The sequence below is a fragment of the Bradyrhizobium sp. 33ap4 genome, from assembly GCF_032654765.1.
Taxonomy (GTDB): domain Bacteria; phylum Pseudomonadota; class Alphaproteobacteria; order Rhizobiales; family Xanthobacteraceae; genus Bradyrhizobium; species Bradyrhizobium australafricanum.
Genome location: NZ_JAUMTJ010000033.1, coordinates 38251 through 52363, shown reverse-complemented (window position 1 = coordinate 52363; position 14113 = coordinate 38251). Strand labels below are relative to the sequence as shown.

23 protein-coding genes are annotated in these 14113 nt (G+C 62.6%); 3 read left to right on the top strand and 20 right to left on the bottom strand.

Translation table 11 applies throughout. From position 1 onward, the window contains the following. Position 1 precedes the first annotated feature (1 nt). The 4 genes from Q2M23_RS24715 to Q2M23_RS24700 form a co-directional block, all read right to left on the bottom strand. A complete protein-coding gene (locus Q2M23_RS24715) occupies positions 2–2533 on the bottom strand; it encodes an SGNH/GDSL hydrolase family protein (protein ID WP_316397334.1) in 2532 nt (843 codons plus the stop codon). Between the two features lie 87 nt (positions 2534–2620). Next, positions 2621–3184 carry a hypothetical protein gene (locus Q2M23_RS24710; protein ID WP_316397333.1) on the bottom strand — a complete coding sequence of 188 codons (564 nt, stop codon included), beginning with the start codon at positions 3182–3184 and terminating at the stop codon, positions 2621–2623. A gap of 49 nt (positions 3185–3233) precedes the next feature. Further along, positions 3234–3545, bottom strand: coding sequence for a hypothetical protein (locus tag Q2M23_RS24705; protein ID WP_316397332.1), 312 nt, complete (start codon positions 3543–3545; stop codon positions 3234–3236). Between the two features lie 374 nt (positions 3546–3919). Beyond that, positions 3920–4306: a hypothetical protein gene (locus Q2M23_RS24700; RefSeq protein WP_316397331.1), complete on the bottom strand. Its 387-nt coding sequence runs from the start codon at positions 4304–4306 to the stop codon at positions 3920–3922. A 203-nt stretch (positions 4307–4509) separates the two neighbouring features. Between Q2M23_RS24700 and Q2M23_RS24695 the strand changes: the two genes are divergently transcribed. The 3 genes from Q2M23_RS24695 to Q2M23_RS24685 all read left to right on the top strand — a co-directional run bounded on the left by Q2M23_RS24695 (position 4510) and on the right by Q2M23_RS24685 (position 5931). Beyond that, entirely contained in the window at positions 4510–4797 is a 288-nt protein-coding gene (locus Q2M23_RS24695) for a hypothetical protein (RefSeq protein ID WP_316397330.1), read from the top strand. Between the two features lie 176 nt (positions 4798–4973). Continuing rightward, positions 4974–5372, top strand: a complete 399-nt coding sequence (locus Q2M23_RS24690) for a hypothetical protein (protein ID WP_316397329.1) — start codon at positions 4974–4976, stop codon at positions 5370–5372. Between the two features lie 49 nt (positions 5373–5421). Beyond that, positions 5422–5931 (top strand): antirestriction protein ArdA, encoded by a 510-nt coding sequence (locus tag Q2M23_RS24685; protein ID WP_316397328.1) that lies wholly within the window; start codon positions 5422–5424, stop codon positions 5929–5931. 553 nt (positions 5932–6484) lie between these two features. On the opposite strand, the gene Q2M23_RS24680 is transcribed toward Q2M23_RS24685, so the two are convergent. From Q2M23_RS24680 to Q2M23_RS24605, 16 genes are all read right to left on the bottom strand, one after another. After that, positions 6485–8704: an AAA family ATPase gene (locus Q2M23_RS24680; protein WP_316397367.1), complete on the bottom strand. Its 2220-nt coding sequence runs from the start codon at positions 8702–8704 to the stop codon at positions 6485–6487. 2 nt (positions 8705–8706) lie between these two features. Continuing rightward, positions 8707–8934 carry a hypothetical protein gene (locus tag Q2M23_RS24675; protein WP_316397327.1) on the bottom strand — a complete coding sequence of 76 codons (228 nt, stop codon included), beginning with the start codon at positions 8932–8934 and terminating at the stop codon, positions 8707–8709. Positions 8935–9254: 320 nt separating this feature from the next. Next, positions 9255–9518: a hypothetical protein gene (locus Q2M23_RS24670; protein ID WP_316397326.1), complete on the bottom strand. Its 264-nt coding sequence runs from the start codon at positions 9516–9518 to the stop codon at positions 9255–9257. Between the two features lie 175 nt (positions 9519–9693). Beyond that, positions 9694–9987: a hypothetical protein gene (locus Q2M23_RS24665; protein WP_316397325.1), complete on the bottom strand. Its 294-nt coding sequence runs from the start codon at positions 9985–9987 to the stop codon at positions 9694–9696. Continuing rightward, entirely contained in the window at positions 9984–10205 is a 222-nt protein-coding gene (locus tag Q2M23_RS24660) for a hypothetical protein (RefSeq protein ID WP_316397324.1), read from the bottom strand. The genes Q2M23_RS24665 and Q2M23_RS24660 overlap by 4 nt, the downstream gene beginning before the upstream one ends. Beyond that, positions 10195–10401, bottom strand: coding sequence for a hypothetical protein (locus tag Q2M23_RS24655; RefSeq protein WP_316397323.1), 207 nt, complete (start codon positions 10399–10401; stop codon positions 10195–10197). Before Q2M23_RS24655 ends, Q2M23_RS24660 begins: the two co-directional genes overlap by 11 nt. Next, on the bottom strand, positions 10398–10700 hold the full coding sequence (locus tag Q2M23_RS24650; protein WP_316397322.1) for a hypothetical protein: 303 nt from the start codon (positions 10698–10700) through the stop codon (positions 10398–10400). Before Q2M23_RS24650 ends, Q2M23_RS24655 begins: the two co-directional genes overlap by 4 nt. After that, positions 10693–11205 carry a GcrA family cell cycle regulator gene (locus tag Q2M23_RS24645; protein WP_316397321.1) on the bottom strand — a complete coding sequence of 171 codons (513 nt, stop codon included), beginning with the start codon at positions 11203–11205 and terminating at the stop codon, positions 10693–10695. Before Q2M23_RS24645 ends, Q2M23_RS24650 begins: the two co-directional genes overlap by 8 nt. After that, entirely contained in the window at positions 11202–11630 is a 429-nt protein-coding gene (locus Q2M23_RS24640) for a hypothetical protein (RefSeq protein ID WP_316397320.1), read from the bottom strand. Before Q2M23_RS24640 ends, Q2M23_RS24645 begins: the two co-directional genes overlap by 4 nt. Before the next feature lie 145 nt (positions 11631–11775). After that, positions 11776–11922 carry a hypothetical protein gene (locus tag Q2M23_RS24635; protein WP_316397319.1) on the bottom strand — a complete coding sequence of 49 codons (147 nt, stop codon included), beginning with the start codon at positions 11920–11922 and terminating at the stop codon, positions 11776–11778. Next, on the bottom strand, positions 11919–12806 hold the full coding sequence (locus tag Q2M23_RS24630) for a hypothetical protein (RefSeq protein WP_316397318.1): 888 nt from the start codon (positions 12804–12806) through the stop codon (positions 11919–11921). Before Q2M23_RS24630 ends, Q2M23_RS24635 begins: the two co-directional genes overlap by 4 nt. Before the next feature lie 17 nt (positions 12807–12823). Next, positions 12824–13009, bottom strand: a complete 186-nt coding sequence (locus Q2M23_RS24625; RefSeq protein ID WP_316397317.1) for a hypothetical protein — start codon at positions 13007–13009, stop codon at positions 12824–12826. A gap of 2 nt (positions 13010–13011) precedes the next feature. Next, on the bottom strand, positions 13012–13329 hold the full coding sequence (locus tag Q2M23_RS24620; RefSeq protein WP_316397316.1) for a hypothetical protein: 318 nt from the start codon (positions 13327–13329) through the stop codon (positions 13012–13014). Continuing rightward, entirely contained in the window at positions 13329–13565 is a 237-nt protein-coding gene (locus Q2M23_RS24615; RefSeq protein WP_316397315.1) for a hypothetical protein, read from the bottom strand. The genes Q2M23_RS24620 and Q2M23_RS24615 overlap by 1 nt, the downstream gene beginning before the upstream one ends. A 9-nt stretch (positions 13566–13574) precedes the next feature. Continuing rightward, on the bottom strand, positions 13575–13808 hold the full coding sequence (locus Q2M23_RS24610) for a hypothetical protein (RefSeq protein ID WP_316397314.1): 234 nt from the start codon (positions 13806–13808) through the stop codon (positions 13575–13577). Next, positions 13780–13998 carry a hypothetical protein gene (locus Q2M23_RS24605; protein ID WP_316397313.1) on the bottom strand — a complete coding sequence of 73 codons (219 nt, stop codon included), beginning with the start codon at positions 13996–13998 and terminating at the stop codon, positions 13780–13782. Before Q2M23_RS24605 ends, Q2M23_RS24610 begins: the two co-directional genes overlap by 29 nt. Positions 13999–14113 lie beyond the last annotated feature (115 nt).

The following is a 14113-nucleotide window of genomic DNA, read 5'->3' as shown; positions in this document are numbered from 1 at the left end:
CTCAGAACGGCGGGAGCTGGAACGAGATATTGGCGAGCGACACGTAGGTCGCCGCGCCCGGGAAGCTCGACAGAGTGATGCTGCCGTCCACGCCGATATATATAACCGTGACAGACCCGGTATTGGTGCGCGCGTTGAATTCGAGCGTCATCGTCGGGCACAGATTGCGCGGGAGCGTCGCGATAATGACCGGCTCCGCGACCGTGCCCTTGTCGAGCACGCCGGCAAGATTGACGACGCCGTCGCGGCTGACCGAATAGCTCGCCGGGAACGTGGCATCGAGCGTCCAGCTATTTTTCAGCCAGCTCGAATGGAAGGCGGTCAACGGCTCGCGCTGCGTCATTTCGGTGACCGTGCCAGCGAGCAACGCCCGCGCGTTGGCGACACCGATCTTGCGCTGCGCGTACAGCGTTTCGTGGATATTGTCGCGCACCTGCGGGTCGCGCCCGGCCACGGCGAGATCGTCCGGCGTCACGGCGGCCATCACTTCCGTCAGATCGACCAGGCCGCAGCCCTTCACACCCGCCAACCGCCGGATGCCTGCGCGCAGCCTACCGTGCTGGTCGTTCGCGCCTGCATTGAAGCCGCCGCCAGACATGGCTTCCGTGTACCAGAGATATGGGACGTTGAGGATGATGTGGCTGAGATTGATCCCGTTAGTGATGAGCAACGTAATCATGTTGGTGATGTTGGTGAGCGTGCCACCAGCGCCGCCCGACTGATCGTCGTTTGCGCCCACATCAATCACGACGTGAGTGATCGACGGAAGCAACGCAGTGTTCGCGACAAGCGCGTTGTACTGGTCGGTGCTGGTGTTGCCGGGAACCGCGATGTTGTGCACTTCCCAGACGCGCAAGCCGGCCGAGCCTTCAAGGATCTCGACCGCATGGTCGACCCAACCGCCGGCAATCGGCGCGTCCTTGCTGTCGCCGATAACAAGCAGACGCATCGGCGAGCGGCCGGCCGCTTCCGAGCGGCGCACTTTCGAGAAATACTGCATCGATCCGGTGACGGCCGCCACGCCGAGCATAGCGAAACCGGCGTCGGTGATCGCGCCCGGCGTCGGTTGCCGTTCGATAATCTCCATGCCGTTGAACAGGATCGAATAGCTGTGGCTGTCGTTGATACGAACCTTCCAGTCCGCTTTGTCCGGAGCCCATGCCGGGTTGTTGCTGAGCCCGAACCACGACAGCGCCGCCGAATCCGCCGCCGCCGAGCCGATCAGCTTCGTGCGCAAGATGCCCTGCGCGTTATTCGCATAGAACGCGTGCCACCCGCCGGCGAAGCGGATCAGCGCCATGCGGACAAAATTGCCTTGAATGAAGCTGATGCTGACTTCGTCGCCGCCGCGAACAGGCACCAGCAACGCGCCGCGAATCTGTCCGTCATTCGCCAGGTTGACCGTGACCGTGTCTGCGTTCGTTGCCGCAGAGACGTCAGTCGCGAACGTGTCGCCGGTCGTAAAATCCGCGGTCACGCAGCCGAGCGTCGACATGTCGTAGCCGGTGATATACTTACGCTCGAGATCGCCGACGTTCAGCCACATCTCTTTGTCGTGAACCGGCCGATACCATTTCGACGAGAAGCCATAGCCGTTGTAGGCAAAGCCCGTGTTGTCGGAATAGTTGACGGGAATCTCGGCGATCGACCGCGCCGCGGGATCGAAGACGACCGGGCCTGAGATCGTGACGCCAGGATCGGCGTCGATCACAACGCCGGCCGGGTTGAAGCCCGGGCCGGCCGGGTTGAACGCATAGCGGCCGATGCCGAGCTTCGGGAGCTTCAGACGACGGGCCGAGCCGACGAGCTGCGACTTCGCTGCGGCCCATGCCGTGTCGTTGAACGCGACGCCGTTGTCGCTGCCGCCGTACTGCAAAATGTTCGGCTCGTCTTCGGCGAGCTCCCACCACGCACCGTCCGCCGACTGGAACCGGGCCAGATGCGCGGGCATTGCGCCGGCCTTCCGGTAGAGCGCCCCGCCCCCGTCGCCGGCGCTCGCATACCCGACCAGCCGGACAGCGTTCACGCCCGCCGGCGTGTGCGCCGCGGTCGCCAACGCGACGGTGTCGAAAGTGAATGCCTGGTTGTTGATCGACGCGGCCGCAGCTACGGCCCCTGCTTCGGCCGTTGCCGCATTCGTCGCGCTGGTCGCGGCCGCGGCGGCTGATGCGACTGCCTGGTCGGACGCTTCGACAAGCTCTTCGACCGCTGTCGTGTCGCCGATCTGCGCCCGCACCGTCAGCGAAAGCTGGTCGATATCGACGCTGCCGTTCGCGAGCTTCCCGTCGGACCGCAGAACGCCCTCAATGAACAGCGCGAGGCTCGAAATGCTGCTTTCGAGCCCGGCGAGATCGGCGTCTAGCTGCGTGCCCGGGAAGCTGTCATCGCCCTGCGCCTGCTGAAAGCCGGTGTAGCTGTAGGTGACATCGTAAATGACCGGATAAGCCACGCCAGCGCCCCGAGTTGTATCGAATGTCTCACGACAATGCATGATTTCGATACAAAACGCAAGAAAAGGCCCGCGGGAGGGCACTCTCGCGGGCCAAAGTCAGGGAGGAAACACGCCGATGAAAGCGTAGAAGCCTTGTATCTCGCGTATCGCGATTCGGCAACCGCCGAATTACATCGGCTGGCGATCGCCCGGCAGTTTCACGCGGGCCGGCTTGAAGATCGCGCGGTTGATCGCCATGAAACCCTTCTCGAAATCGGTTCGGCCGATCGCGAGCCAACGCTGATCGACGGCGATAACGCTCGGCTTGTCGTTCGAGGCCGCCGGGCCCTTCATGTTGGCGAGATTGTCGAGCACGCGCAGAACCTGCTCTTCGAGCCGTTTGTTCTGGTTGACCAGTTCGATGGAAACGCTGTTCTGGGATTGATAGCCGGCAACCGGCAGGCCTTCATGCTTCGCCTGGTCTTCGGCCGTGTACGTGGCTTCGAAAATGTCAGGCTTGCAGGGGTAAATCTCGCCCTTCACGCCGCGGATGACGTAGTCGCCGACGTTGGCGGTCATGACGCCTTCGAGTGTTTTGATCTGCATCGTCACGTTCGACAGGCTATCGCCGGTGAATGTCACGTCGCCGCGAACGATCGCTTCCTTGATCCAAAGCGGATCGTCGGTCTGATCGGGGCCGGCGGTCCATTTGAAGGCGTCGATGACAACGGGTTTCTTGCGGTACTGAGCCACGGATGGGGTCCTTTGCGGTGGTGACTTTTGGTGCTGAAACGTCGGCCGGTTACGGGAGGGCCTGTTCGAGCCGGTCGAGCGAAGAAAGCGCCTCGTTGAGCGAGGCGGCCGTGCGCAACGCGTGCTGCGCCATCGCCGGCAAGACTGCGGACTGATCGACGGCCTCTGCACCGCACGCGCCCGTGGTCGGCGCCGGGCCGATCATGCGGTTCGTGACCTCGTCAACGCGGTTGGCGAGTCTGCGGGCCATGTCGAGCGTCTGAGCGACGGTGTCAAAATCGGTGTGGCGCTTATTCGGCGGCGCGGGATTGGTCTTCGAAGTGGCGGCCGTGGCTGCGTAGTAGTCGGAAGTGGTCAGCATGGGGCGGTTTCTCGGGGTTGCGGTGGTGAATGTAACGCGATGTATCACGCAATGACATACAACGCAATTTTTATCCGAAACGGTACGAAAAGGCCGGTTCGGCCGGTTCGCCGATTTCCCAGAATCGGTTTTTGAGGCGCAATTTTGTACGGGTGCCCGACGCCGTCTTCGATTTGCGCCGCGGACCGTGGCCAGGGGGCGGGTCGCGGGCCCTCCACCGGGCCGGCGCTCGCCGAGCTGGCGCGCCAGGACCTGCCGACAAAGCTCAATACTTTGTAGCAAGCCAGCGATTACAGCCGCTTAGAAGTCGGAGGCCAAGCGGTCTTAGGAAGACAACTATAACACTCAACTCCTTGGCTCACAGAACGACATGGCTACGATCCGACTTTACGTTCCTCGAGCTGGCGTTGCGCCTGCCCTAGCAACTCGCGGATCTTGTCCGGCGGCATGTCGGCTAGGTCCGCCTCCGTGAGGCTCTGCGCGGTCGTAATGCCGCTGAGCTGCACCAGGGCTTTAGCGGCCGCGCCGCGCGTGCTGCCCTTCTGCTTCACGTCTTCTGCCAGCTCAATCAACACTCTAACGCCGACTTCGGCGCCTTCGGTTTGCAGCCGCTGGCGAGCTCGGCGCCGCACGTCTTCGGCCACGTCCGGGTTTTTCGCCAGGCGATTGCCGGCAACCGCCGGGAACCGATAGCCCGCTTTCTCGGCCGAATAGGTCGCGTCGCCCGAAACGGCGTATTTGGCCGAAAAAGCCGCTTCCATTGGCGTTAACGCTCCCTTTCGCTTCCCCACAACAGCAAATCCCGATCGCAGAACAGGCACAAAAAGTTACTAAGGCACAGCTTAGCCGCTGCAGGCCTACGCTACCGCCTCGCCGAAAAAATATCAACGCGTCTGTATTTTGTCTCTTGCAAATGGCATACAAATGACATACAAATAGTCGCACACCAACTAGGGGACTTCCAATGACTAAACCGAAGATATCGACAGATGCCCGCGTCGTGCTGGCCTGGTGCGCGACCAACCAAAGCCAAACCTCTTCCCGTGTCATCAAAGGCAAGATTTGCCCTGTCGTGAACATCTGGTGGACCGGCATCGCCCGCGCGCTTGGCTATGCCGACGACTGCCGCGAAGCGACCTTGCGCGCTCTCGACGCGATGCGCGAGCTGCGCAAAGCCGGCTTGCTGGCCCACTACGACGAAGGCTCGAACACTTTCGGCCACACCACGACGTGTTTCGTGCCGCAGGCCTGACCCATGACAACGCACCCTTACCAACCGCCGCATGCTCTCGCTGGCCGCCAGCGAGAGATCAGCGAAGCGAATCGCCGCACTGAAATGGCGCTCGCCGCGATTTACGCCGCGCTCTGGCCCAACGCCGAACAGGGCTGGAACGCTTGGAACCGCTACGCAGCAAATGGGGAATGGCAATGAAGACCGAAATGTACCGCTTCGAAACAAAGCACTTCCAGATAATAGCTTCGATCGTGCCCGACACGGATCTAGACCTGTCGTGGGACGAAGACGGAGAGACGCGCGCCAAGCTCGAGAGTGGCGAATACGAAGCCTTCGGCACAGTCGTTGACGTGTTCTGCAACAGCGCCAAGGTTGGCTCCGATTCGCTTTGGGGTTCGATCTATGTCAACCCGCGCGAATTCTTCGACGGCCACCGCGACGCCGATCCGCTGAACCGCAACAGCTCGATCATGCGCGACGCGCGAGGGCAGAACGTCTGCATTTGCCACTACTTTCCCGACATGATCCGCCAGGCAATCCGCGAAGCGCGCGAGACGCTCGACGACATGCCAGCGCTGCGCAAGCGCGACTGAACCGTATCGAATGCCGCACGACACACAGAACATCGAAGGACACCGCACCATGCCCCGCGTTTATGTTGGCACCTACGCCAAGTACAACTCCGGATCGATCAAAGGCGCTTGGATCGATCTTGAAAACTGCGCCAGCCATGGCGATTTCATCGCCGAGTGTAACAAGCTGCACTCGGACGAGCGCGACCCGGAATTCATGTTCCAAGACTTCGAGGGCTTCCCGCGCAGCTACTACAACGAAAGCAGCATTTCCCCGGATCTCTGGGATTGGTTCAAGCTTGACGAAAACGACCGCGAACTGTTGGCCGTCTATCAGGACAACGTCGACCAAAGCGGCGATATCGATCGCGCTAGAGAGGCCTTCTGCGGCAAATACGATACCGAAGCGGATTGGGCGGAAGAGTGGTTGAACGACACAGGCGGACTTGAAGGCGTTCCGGAACACCTGCGAAACTATATCGATTTTGAAGCCTATGCCCGCGACGCGCGAATCGGCGGCGACATGGTCTTCGCTCGTCACACCGATGGCGAGCTCTGGGTTTTCTACGCGAACAGTTGAGGCGCCCCGTGATTGTATGGTTGATCCTGTTCGGCGGCCTGTTGCTGGTCCTGACGTTGCCCGCTCGCCTGTTCGGTTGGCTATGCGGCTGCATCGTCCGCCGATGGGTGCGCGACCGCAAGCCGCCCCTGCCCCCACCGATATAGGCATACGTCCTAGTATTCGGCCTGCCCCGCCCCGTGAGCGCCCCGCCAGGCTCTCGCGGGTTTCATTTTGAATAGCATACGTTTTCGACCCCGAAGACCCCGGGCGTGGGGTGAGCGCCCAAAAGGCGCTACCCACCCCGTAGGGGTGGTACTTCGATGCACTCACTTTGATGCACATCGATGCAGACATACACGCAACGCCTTTTTCCTTTTGTTTCATGACGTTATCCGCGCGACCCGGGCAAAACGCCGTGTATGTCGATGCAGCTTCGATGCAAAACATGTCGATGCAGCTTCGATGCAGACCACAAGCCCTTGCGCAATCAAGCGAATACCCGAAAACGGCATACATTGGGAAAATCACTTCGATGCAGCGAAAAGTCACTTCGATGCACGCTTTGATGCAGTCAACCGAAGACATTTTCAGGCTCTTCGGCGCTCTCAACCTGTACGACTTTGAAGCCTACAATTGGCATACGGTTGTGAGCCTTCCTGCCGACGACAGCGACCGCCACCCGACCAGCCGTTAAGACGCGTTGCCAGCCCGCCTCTATCTCGTCCATCAGGTACACGCCGAGCGCGTCGTCATTCCGCTTGAACACGCGCGGCGCCCAATGTGGCGAGTTGCTGGCCTTCGATAGCGGCACGCCTTCAGCGGCCAGGCGCTCAACCGCGGCCAGGATGGCGTCATCAATGACATTGCCCATAGACTTCACAGGAAGCCCGGCACCGGCCGAATCATCGGCGACGTCGTCCAACAGCTCGCCGCTCTTCGCGCTCTCCAAGGCGAATGCCCCGCGCGCCCAGCGCAGCATGAACACGTCACCGGATGCACCGTAATTCGCCTTGCGGTTCTCGAGCCGACGGAACGGCCCCGTCCGGTCTTTCGCCGCATGCTGCAGGTAAAGGCGCGATCTAACCGACGCGTGCCATGCCGTAGAGCCGGACGTGCCGTCACCGCCGGCGGCTTCGCCGCTCTTCGACGGATGGCCTAGCGCCATGACGGCACCGCCGATCTCTTCAGCCAGGCGGCCAAGGCAGGCCTGCACGAATTGCCGGACCTGCGTGCGATCGATCTCAGATCCGCCGAACGTGTCGGCGATCGTGTCGACTATCAGCAGCTTGGCGCCGAATGCGACAGCGTCGTCGCGCAACGCCTTCCAAACCGCCGTGCGTTTCATCTCGCCTGTGTTGCGGTTCCAGATGGCGAGCAGGTTGTCCATGTATTTGCGCGACGCGATTCGGAGCCAGGGCGAGACGTCGGCCATATCGAGACCCATTGACGCGTTGATATCGCGCTGGCGCAAATTCAGCTCGTCTTCGCTGTCTTCGCACAGGAACATCATTACCTTGCAGCGCTCAGTCTCACGGCCTAGGAACGGCAGGCCCTGCGAAACCGCTGTGCCGCCCTGCTGTGCTAACAGCGTCTTGCCGACGCCGCCCGTGCCCGTCAGCAGCGTTACCTCGCCGTCGGGCACCATGCCCGTGATGCGCCATTTGCGCTTCGGCGGCGTCGCGCCGTTCCACTCGATCGGGTCGACCCACTTGATCGCGACGGGCTGTTGAGGGTCTTCTAAAAGGCGTGTCGAATTTTCTATAAACAGACTTTCCGGCTCATCAGGAATTTCCGTGAACCAGGCGTCGACGCGCTTGAAGCTGTCGGGGTTGTGCTGCTCGGCCAGCTCGAAGAGCCAACCAGCGCCGCGCCTAAAAGGCCCTTTGAACCGTTTCCACTCGGCCTCGAGGTACCCCGGGTCGTTGCCAGGCTCAGCGGGCTTGCCGCCTTCCGTCCAGCGTGCCGACCACTCGGAAAATATCTCGAACGCTTCGGCCTCGTTATCGGGCAAGGCGGCCTTGATCGCGTAACCGAAATCACGCCACGTCTCGCGGGTCGGGAACGCTTCGCTGGTGTTCGGCGTCGCCGCTACAGCCTTGCGGACCGTCTCGATATCGCCGCGCAGCGATGCTTGGCTAACCTCGTTGCCGGCACCTTCGGTGATGACAGCCTTGGCGGCCGGCAACATCTGGCGCAGGTCTTCGAGGAACGCCGCGAGCTGCTCGGGCGTGACGACGGGAAGCTGATCGAACGGTACCAGCGGGAACGGCCATGTATACGGCGCGCCGGTCTTCGGGTGGATGCCGTGAAAGACGGCCTGGCGCCCTTCCGTGAGGATCTCCACGCGCTCGTTGTCGCCGAACTCGACGCGCTTGTACGGCATCGGGCCCGACACGCGCACCAGATAGAGTGCCTTCGGGAAATTCCCGATGCGACACGGCGGGACGCCAACATGCTGCGTGACGGCCTGCTGAATTATCGACGCCAGGCGCTTGTCGAGCGTGTCCGCGTCGATCGCAGCGAGGCCGTCGCCCATGCGGCACCCGATGCCGGCGCCCATACGCGCCCAACGCGCGAGATCGCTCTGCGCCGTCTCGGCGCGCAGCCAGTCATAGGAAAACCAAAGCCCATCGGCGCCGCAGACGCCAGGCGTCTTGCCGCGGCCATCCTGCTTCGTGCCGACCCGCTTATGCAGCGTCGAGCGTTCACTGATCTTCGCGTTGGGCGGTACAATAGGAATCAGGCGCGTGGTGTAGCCAAGGCGCCAAAAGTCGTCGAACGTCGCAGGCACGGTCAATCGAAAACACTCCTGCGCGTGAGCACCGAATGCGACACAACCTTGAGGCAGTGCGCAAGGTATTGCGGTGACGACATTTGCATCTTTGCGGAGTTGCAGCGGTCGCAGCACGTCCGGGAGTTCTCGAACGTGTAGCCCTTGAAGGCGTTTTCGCGGTCGATCCCGTTGTAGTGGATACCCGCAGCGCCGCGCTTCCGCTCGGGCTGCGTCCTGTCGATCGACATGGGCGGCGATCCGCAATAGTAGCAGTCCGCGTAGATCAGGCTTTCTACCTGCTCAAGCGTTAGGGTGCATTCCCACCCGCGGTTTCGACACCGATATAGCACGGCGCTGACAACCTGCTCCCGGCGCGGGCGCCTCTTGACAGGCCGGATGCAACCGCAAGACTTTCTATTTCCAAAGCCGGCTGACGGGAACGTTTTCTTCCTGCCACACTTGCACAAGCACAGAAGAGTGCGGCGCCCTTTGGCGTCTCGCCTCACTTCCAGCACCGTAAGTTTGCCTAGCTTCACCCCTGGCAAGATTCGCGGCGGCCGTCCGATCGTCACGATTGCCCCTTCTCCACCAGTTCGCCCTTCAACCACTTGTCGAGCGCGAGCCCGCCGGCGTGCAGCCTGCAGTACGGCTTGCCGTCGATCTCGACCGTGCTCTCGCGCTGGCACGCGTCCGGGTTAAAGGACGGCCGCAGCTTCAGATAGCGGTCACGGCGCCACATCGTTGCTTTCGTCGGCGGTTCTACCGGCGCGCAGCATTGCGGCGTGACGACGCGCGCCGGCTTGATGATCTTCGCTTTGATCTCGCCGATCATTGGCCGCCCCGCAGCCACCGCGCCACGCGCTGCTGCCAGGTCGGCGCAATGCAGGGGCCCGACGCGCCGATGCGGGTGCAGTAGCAGCCGTGTTGCGACATGCCGATGCAGTCTTCGCAATCGAACAACGGTTCGGCTATATCGTGCAGCCAGCGCCAGGATCTGATCCACCGCCTCATGCGTTCCCCGGCTCCCGTGTGTATTTGGCGTTCAGCGCGGCCGCCATCAGGTCGCACTTGGCTTTCCCGTGGTGCGCGACGATCGCCGCCAGGCTCGTCTTCGCCAGCTTGGCGACGAGCGTATTCGGGTTCTGACACGCGAAAATCGCCTGCTCGAAGTCGGCGAGCTCTTCAGGCGTGAACGTCTGCGCGTGCAGAACGGTGACGCCCGGCTTCGGCTTGTTCGGGCAACCGTGCGAGTGCGTTGTCGAGTAGTTCGCCCCGCAGTAGCGGCAAGGTGCGCTGGTCATTTCGACGCCTCCACCAGCGTATTCAGCACCGTGTGAAGCACGTGCAACACGCAACGGATCAGAGTGAACGCGAAGAAACAGGTCGCCAATCGGCGGAGAAACCCGACGTCGTCCGTGCTCCATACGTAGCTGACCAACGGAACGAACGCGATCATGAAGAGGATAGAGGCGACGTGTCCCAACACGTCTATAATCGGTGTTTTTGTCTTATCGGTCATGGGTGTGAATCCCGCACTGGCCGCGAACGATCGCGTTCTGAATGCCCTCGCTCAGCCCCTCGCCGTACATGTTCGTCGGCGCGTGCGGGTCGAACAGCTTGCCGTACTCGAGCCGCAGGTAAATCCAGCGGACGTACATCAGCAGGACGAGCAACAAAAAGGCGATGAAGACGAGAAGCAAATTCGTGTCGTTCATGCCTGCACCCCCTTCAACAAGCGGATCGCGAAGGCGATGTTGTTGCACATCTGCAGTTCATCCTCAGTCGGCGAACCACCGTCGGGCGGGACGAGACAACCGTTTTCGGCGATCCGGGCCGCGTCTTCGAGCGCCGCTTCGCGCGATCCGTTCACGGCGCCGCGCAGGCGTTCACAAGCCACGCGCAACGCCGCGATTTCGGTCATCGCGCGTCGGATGCACGCTCCGGTGTAATAGTGGCTGCGCTCTTCGGTGGCCTGTTTGTATAGGTCGCCGAGATCGGCGAGAATGTCAGCCATGTTGCACCGCCTTCAGCGCGTGTGGTCCGCAATACGGCTTGCCAGCGGCCGGCGTGCAGCCGCAGAAACGAAAATCAGGGGCGCCCACTTCACCGATCGGCCAGCGGCAGGTTTCGGCGGTGAGCTCGAGCAGCGACACGCCTGGCGATTTACCCGGGCAGTCGACCCAGCGCGGTTCCGGCGACGGCAGTAAATCGTCGACGATCACAACCGACGCGGTTCGGCCGCTGACCGGGCCGAGCCCTGCCGGCTTCGGCGGTTTGGGCGCCCGGAACGGCGCCGAGCGAACCGGCTTCGGTCCGTCACTCGGCTGCACCTTGGCGCGCGGCTTGCCCCGGCGCCCCATCAGGCCGAGCCGGTTCAGCTTGCCGGCGACGGCGCTGCGCGACATGTTCAGCGCGTCGGCGATCTGGCCTTGCGTCCATTTCCGCTCCCAGCGGTCCTTTAGGATCTCGACCTTCTCGTCGGTCCAATCGGTGTTGACGTGATTCGCGTGCGCGGTCATCGCTGCGGCGCCTTGTGCGGGTTGCAGACCAGGCAGACGTCATCGGCCTTCGGGAAGTGCGTGCAGGGTCGCGGCGGCAACTTGCGCAGCGCCATGACGGCTTCGGTCTGGTTGTTGGCGCCGAGCAGACGCCAAAGCTCGTTGAGCGCGACGCGCAGCACTTGCTCGCCGACCCCGACGAACTTCAGATCGTCCCGCCGGCACTCTTCCAACACCGTGATCTTACGCCAAGCCGCTTCGAGCGCTTCGGGCGGCGAATCAAAGACCGGCTTATAGAGCGACCTGAAACGCTCTTCGACGTGCTCGAACTGCGCGGGCGTGATGAAATAGTAGCCGTTAACCCCGCCCTCGCGGGGCCACAGGTAGCCGAACGGCTCGACCGTATGGGCCGTCTCTTGCTTTTCGATACTAGATGAGGTAGTCATGCGGTGTTCCTCGCTGTTGCAGAGCGCAGGGATATTGCGGTGGTGCGCGGGCGGCGGGCTCTTCGGGGTCCGCCGTTTTCCTTTTGGCGCGTCGTGTATCTAAACCCGCGTCTCGCGATGTATCAAGACATTTGATACAAACTGGTCACAAATAGCCGCCGTTCCGGAAGAGAACGAACAGGTAGACGGCGGCCAGGAAGATGCAGCCGGCGATCACGAAGGCGGAAAACAAGTCCAGCCCGAAGCGCCACATCGGCCGCCAGATCAGCACCCAGAGCAGCCGGCGCGTCATCCGAACACCTGAGCGTCATGCAGCGGCGGCTTCTGCAGGAAGATCGGGAGCGGGTTGTCGTCGACGTGCATATGCCCACGCATGCGGTCAGCGCTGGTCATCTCGGGGGCTGTCGGCGCCACGGGCAGTTGGTGCGCGGTCTGCAAGGCGACGTGAGCTCCTTCGATCGCCGCCCGCTTCGCTTCGACCGTCACGGGAGCGCCGTAGGGCGCGGCGAGCACCGGGTCTTTGCCGACCGTGCGCGCAGGCTCTTCGGGCTCAGCCTTCTCGTCCGCGCAGGCCCCGACGCAGCCCGGCGGGTTCGGACAACCTTCGCAATGCGTGAAGCCGGCCGGGGCGGTCGCCGGCGCGTGCTCGTCGCCGCTGTCGCCCTGGTAAGCCGCCGGATCGGGCTCGGCTTCCGGCTCGACCGGCTGGCGCTCGGGCTCGACGGCAGCATTGACGGCGTCCAGCACGGAGGCAGGAACGTCGATCGCGGCGTTGATCGTCTTCACGGGCCACGCTCCCGGGATAAGGACGCCGGGACCTTGCGCCTTCAGGGTGGCGATATCGTCGGCGGTGATCGTCGTGTTCGGAGGCACGAGCGCCACGGGCACAGCGGCGAGCGACTTGCTGCCTTCGCTCGGCTTGACGTCGCCGGCGGTCGGGCGCGACACCTTCAGCATGAGCAGCGCGGCGTTCGCGACGTCGTTCGCGTGCTTGCGGGTCTCTTCAACGAGGGCCGCAGCGTCGGCGTGCTTGCTCTGCAGCTCGGCGTGGTCCGCCTGCAAGGCGGCCAGCGCGTTGCGCAGCGCGCCGTTCTCGGCGAACAGCGATTCGACTTTGGTCAGCGCGACCGATAGGTCGTGCTCGATCGTAGCTACTTGATCGGAAATTGCGGGCATGTGACCTCCTCTGTGGTTTAGCGGGGTAGAGCGGACGCCAGCAAGAACAGCATGCCGGCGGAAAACACTTCGAAACGCAGGGCGATCAGCGCGGTCAGATCGACGGCGCCTTTCATTAGGTCGTGGTAGAGCTTCGGCAGGCGCAGCAGCGCTGACGTGAACAGCAACAATGCCAAATAGCTAGCGGCCTTCCCGGCGGTCACGTTCAATACTCCGGGTGTTCAGCCAGCACGGCGACGCCGGCGGGCGTGAGTTGCGGCGTGCGGCTACCGTCGGATTTCATCCGAATGCAGCGGCGTTTCTTCAGCGATTGCATCTGACACGTGACGTCGAAGCCGTGCGTCCGGAACGCCTCGAAGCGGTCGTAACCGACGCGCTTCTCGTAGCGCTGCACGTCGCCATCTCTCACCGCAGCCAGCGCCGCGAGCTGCAGGTCGGTCAGCTTCGGCAGCGGATACATTTTGCGCGTGGAGTAGCTGAACCGCTCCGTCACTGGCCGGTTGAAATAGGCGACGTTGTTCATCAGAAGTCACCGCGCAGCGGCAGTTGCCGTTCGATGATCTTGCGGCAAACATTCGCGCCGAAGGGCGACATGTCGTTCCACGCCTTGACCTTGAAGTAGCCCAGCAGCTCGTCGCGGCGGCGTAATGCTTCGTCCCAACCGAAGTTCACCATGTAGCAGCGCATGACGGCACGCAGGCTTTCGTGCTCGATACTCGGGTCGTAAAAAGAGGCAGGCGTGTAGACGGGCCACGGCATGGCTATTCCTCAATCGAAGATGCTGCGCAGAGCGGGGGCGGGTTCGGGCTGCTCTTCCGGTGGTGCAGGGAAAGCGGCCAGGATGGCGTCGGCTTCGGTCTCACCCGTGAAGGAATAGACCTGGCCGTCGTCGGTGTAGATTTCGAGCGTTACAATCCCGCGCGGCTCCATCGCGTAGACGGCGAATGCGAGATCCGGCTGCGCGCGGCGCAGGTCATCCAAAGATGGGCGCGGCTGCTGCATCGGGCTTTTCCTCGTTGGTGCTGGCGTTGCCGCCGGTCTTCAGGCCGAGCCCCTTGCGCAGGTAGAAGTCGATGGAGCCCGCGAGCGATCTGCCCTCACGTTCCGCGCGCTCGTCGAGCTTCGCGCGCAGGGCATTGTCAAGCCATATCGACGTGCGTTTCGATCGCTGGTTCTTCGGCTTTTTCGGCAAGGTGTCGCTCCGTTTGCGGCGGTTGAGATGACGGGCGCGTTGTCGTCGCGCCCTGCGCGCTTCGGCGAATGTCCTGCGCGACCGCCCGTCATCTCAACGGCGTGTATTATGTGTA

What these genes read in the sequence shown, in the direction of transcription:
- Q2M23_RS24705 (WP_316397332.1), bottom strand. Translation starts at nt 3,545, where the DNA reads ATGCTGACCACTTCCGACTACTACGCAGCCACGGCCGCCACTTCGAAG.
- Q2M23_RS24700 (WP_316397331.1), bottom strand. Translation starts at nt 4,306, where the DNA reads ATGGAAGCGGCTTTTTCGGCCAAATACGCCGTTTCGGGCGACGCGACC.
- Q2M23_RS24695 (WP_316397330.1), top strand. Translation starts at nt 4,510, where the DNA reads ATGACTAAACCGAAGATATCGACAGATGCCCGCGTCGTGCTGGCCTGG.
- Q2M23_RS24690 (WP_316397329.1), top strand. Translation starts at nt 4,974, where the DNA reads ATGAAGACCGAAATGTACCGCTTCGAAACAAAGCACTTCCAGATAATA.
- Q2M23_RS24685 (WP_316397328.1), top strand. Translation starts at nt 5,422, where the DNA reads ATGCCCCGCGTTTATGTTGGCACCTACGCCAAGTACAACTCCGGATCG.
- Q2M23_RS24675 (WP_316397327.1), bottom strand. Translation starts at nt 8,934, where the DNA reads ATGTCGATCGACAGGACGCAGCCCGAGCGGAAGCGCGGCGCTGCGGGT.
- Q2M23_RS24670 (WP_316397326.1), bottom strand. Translation starts at nt 9,518, where the DNA reads ATGATCGGCGAGATCAAAGCGAAGATCATCAAGCCGGCGCGCGTCGTC.
- Q2M23_RS24665 (WP_316397325.1), bottom strand. Translation starts at nt 9,987, where the DNA reads ATGACCAGCGCACCTTGCCGCTACTGCGGGGCGAACTACTCGACAACG.
- Q2M23_RS24660 (WP_316397324.1), bottom strand. Translation starts at nt 10,205, where the DNA reads ATGACCGATAAGACAAAAACACCGATTATAGACGTGTTGGGACACGTC.
- Q2M23_RS24655 (WP_316397323.1), bottom strand. Translation starts at nt 10,401, where the DNA reads ATGAACGACACGAATTTGCTTCTCGTCTTCATCGCCTTTTTGTTGCTC.
- Q2M23_RS24650 (WP_316397322.1), bottom strand. Translation starts at nt 10,700, where the DNA reads ATGGCTGACATTCTCGCCGATCTCGGCGACCTATACAAACAGGCCACC.
- Q2M23_RS24645 (WP_316397321.1), bottom strand. Translation starts at nt 11,205, where the DNA reads ATGACCGCGCACGCGAATCACGTCAACACCGATTGGACCGACGAGAAG.
- Q2M23_RS24640 (WP_316397320.1), bottom strand. Translation starts at nt 11,630, where the DNA reads ATGACTACCTCATCTAGTATCGAAAAGCAAGAGACGGCCCATACGGTC.
- Q2M23_RS24635 (WP_316397319.1), bottom strand. Translation starts at nt 11,922, where the DNA reads ATGACGCGCCGGCTGCTCTGGGTGCTGATCTGGCGGCCGATGTGGCGC.
- Q2M23_RS24630 (WP_316397318.1), bottom strand. Translation starts at nt 12,806, where the DNA reads ATGCCCGCAATTTCCGATCAAGTAGCTACGATCGAGCACGACCTATCG.
- Q2M23_RS24620 (WP_316397316.1), bottom strand. Translation starts at nt 13,329, where the DNA reads ATGAACAACGTCGCCTATTTCAACCGGCCAGTGACGGAGCGGTTCAGC.
- Q2M23_RS24615 (WP_316397315.1), bottom strand. Translation starts at nt 13,565, where the DNA reads ATGCCGTGGCCCGTCTACACGCCTGCCTCTTTTTACGACCCGAGTATC.
- Q2M23_RS24610 (WP_316397314.1), bottom strand. Translation starts at nt 13,808, where the DNA reads ATGCAGCAGCCGCGCCCATCTTTGGATGACCTGCGCCGCGCGCAGCCG.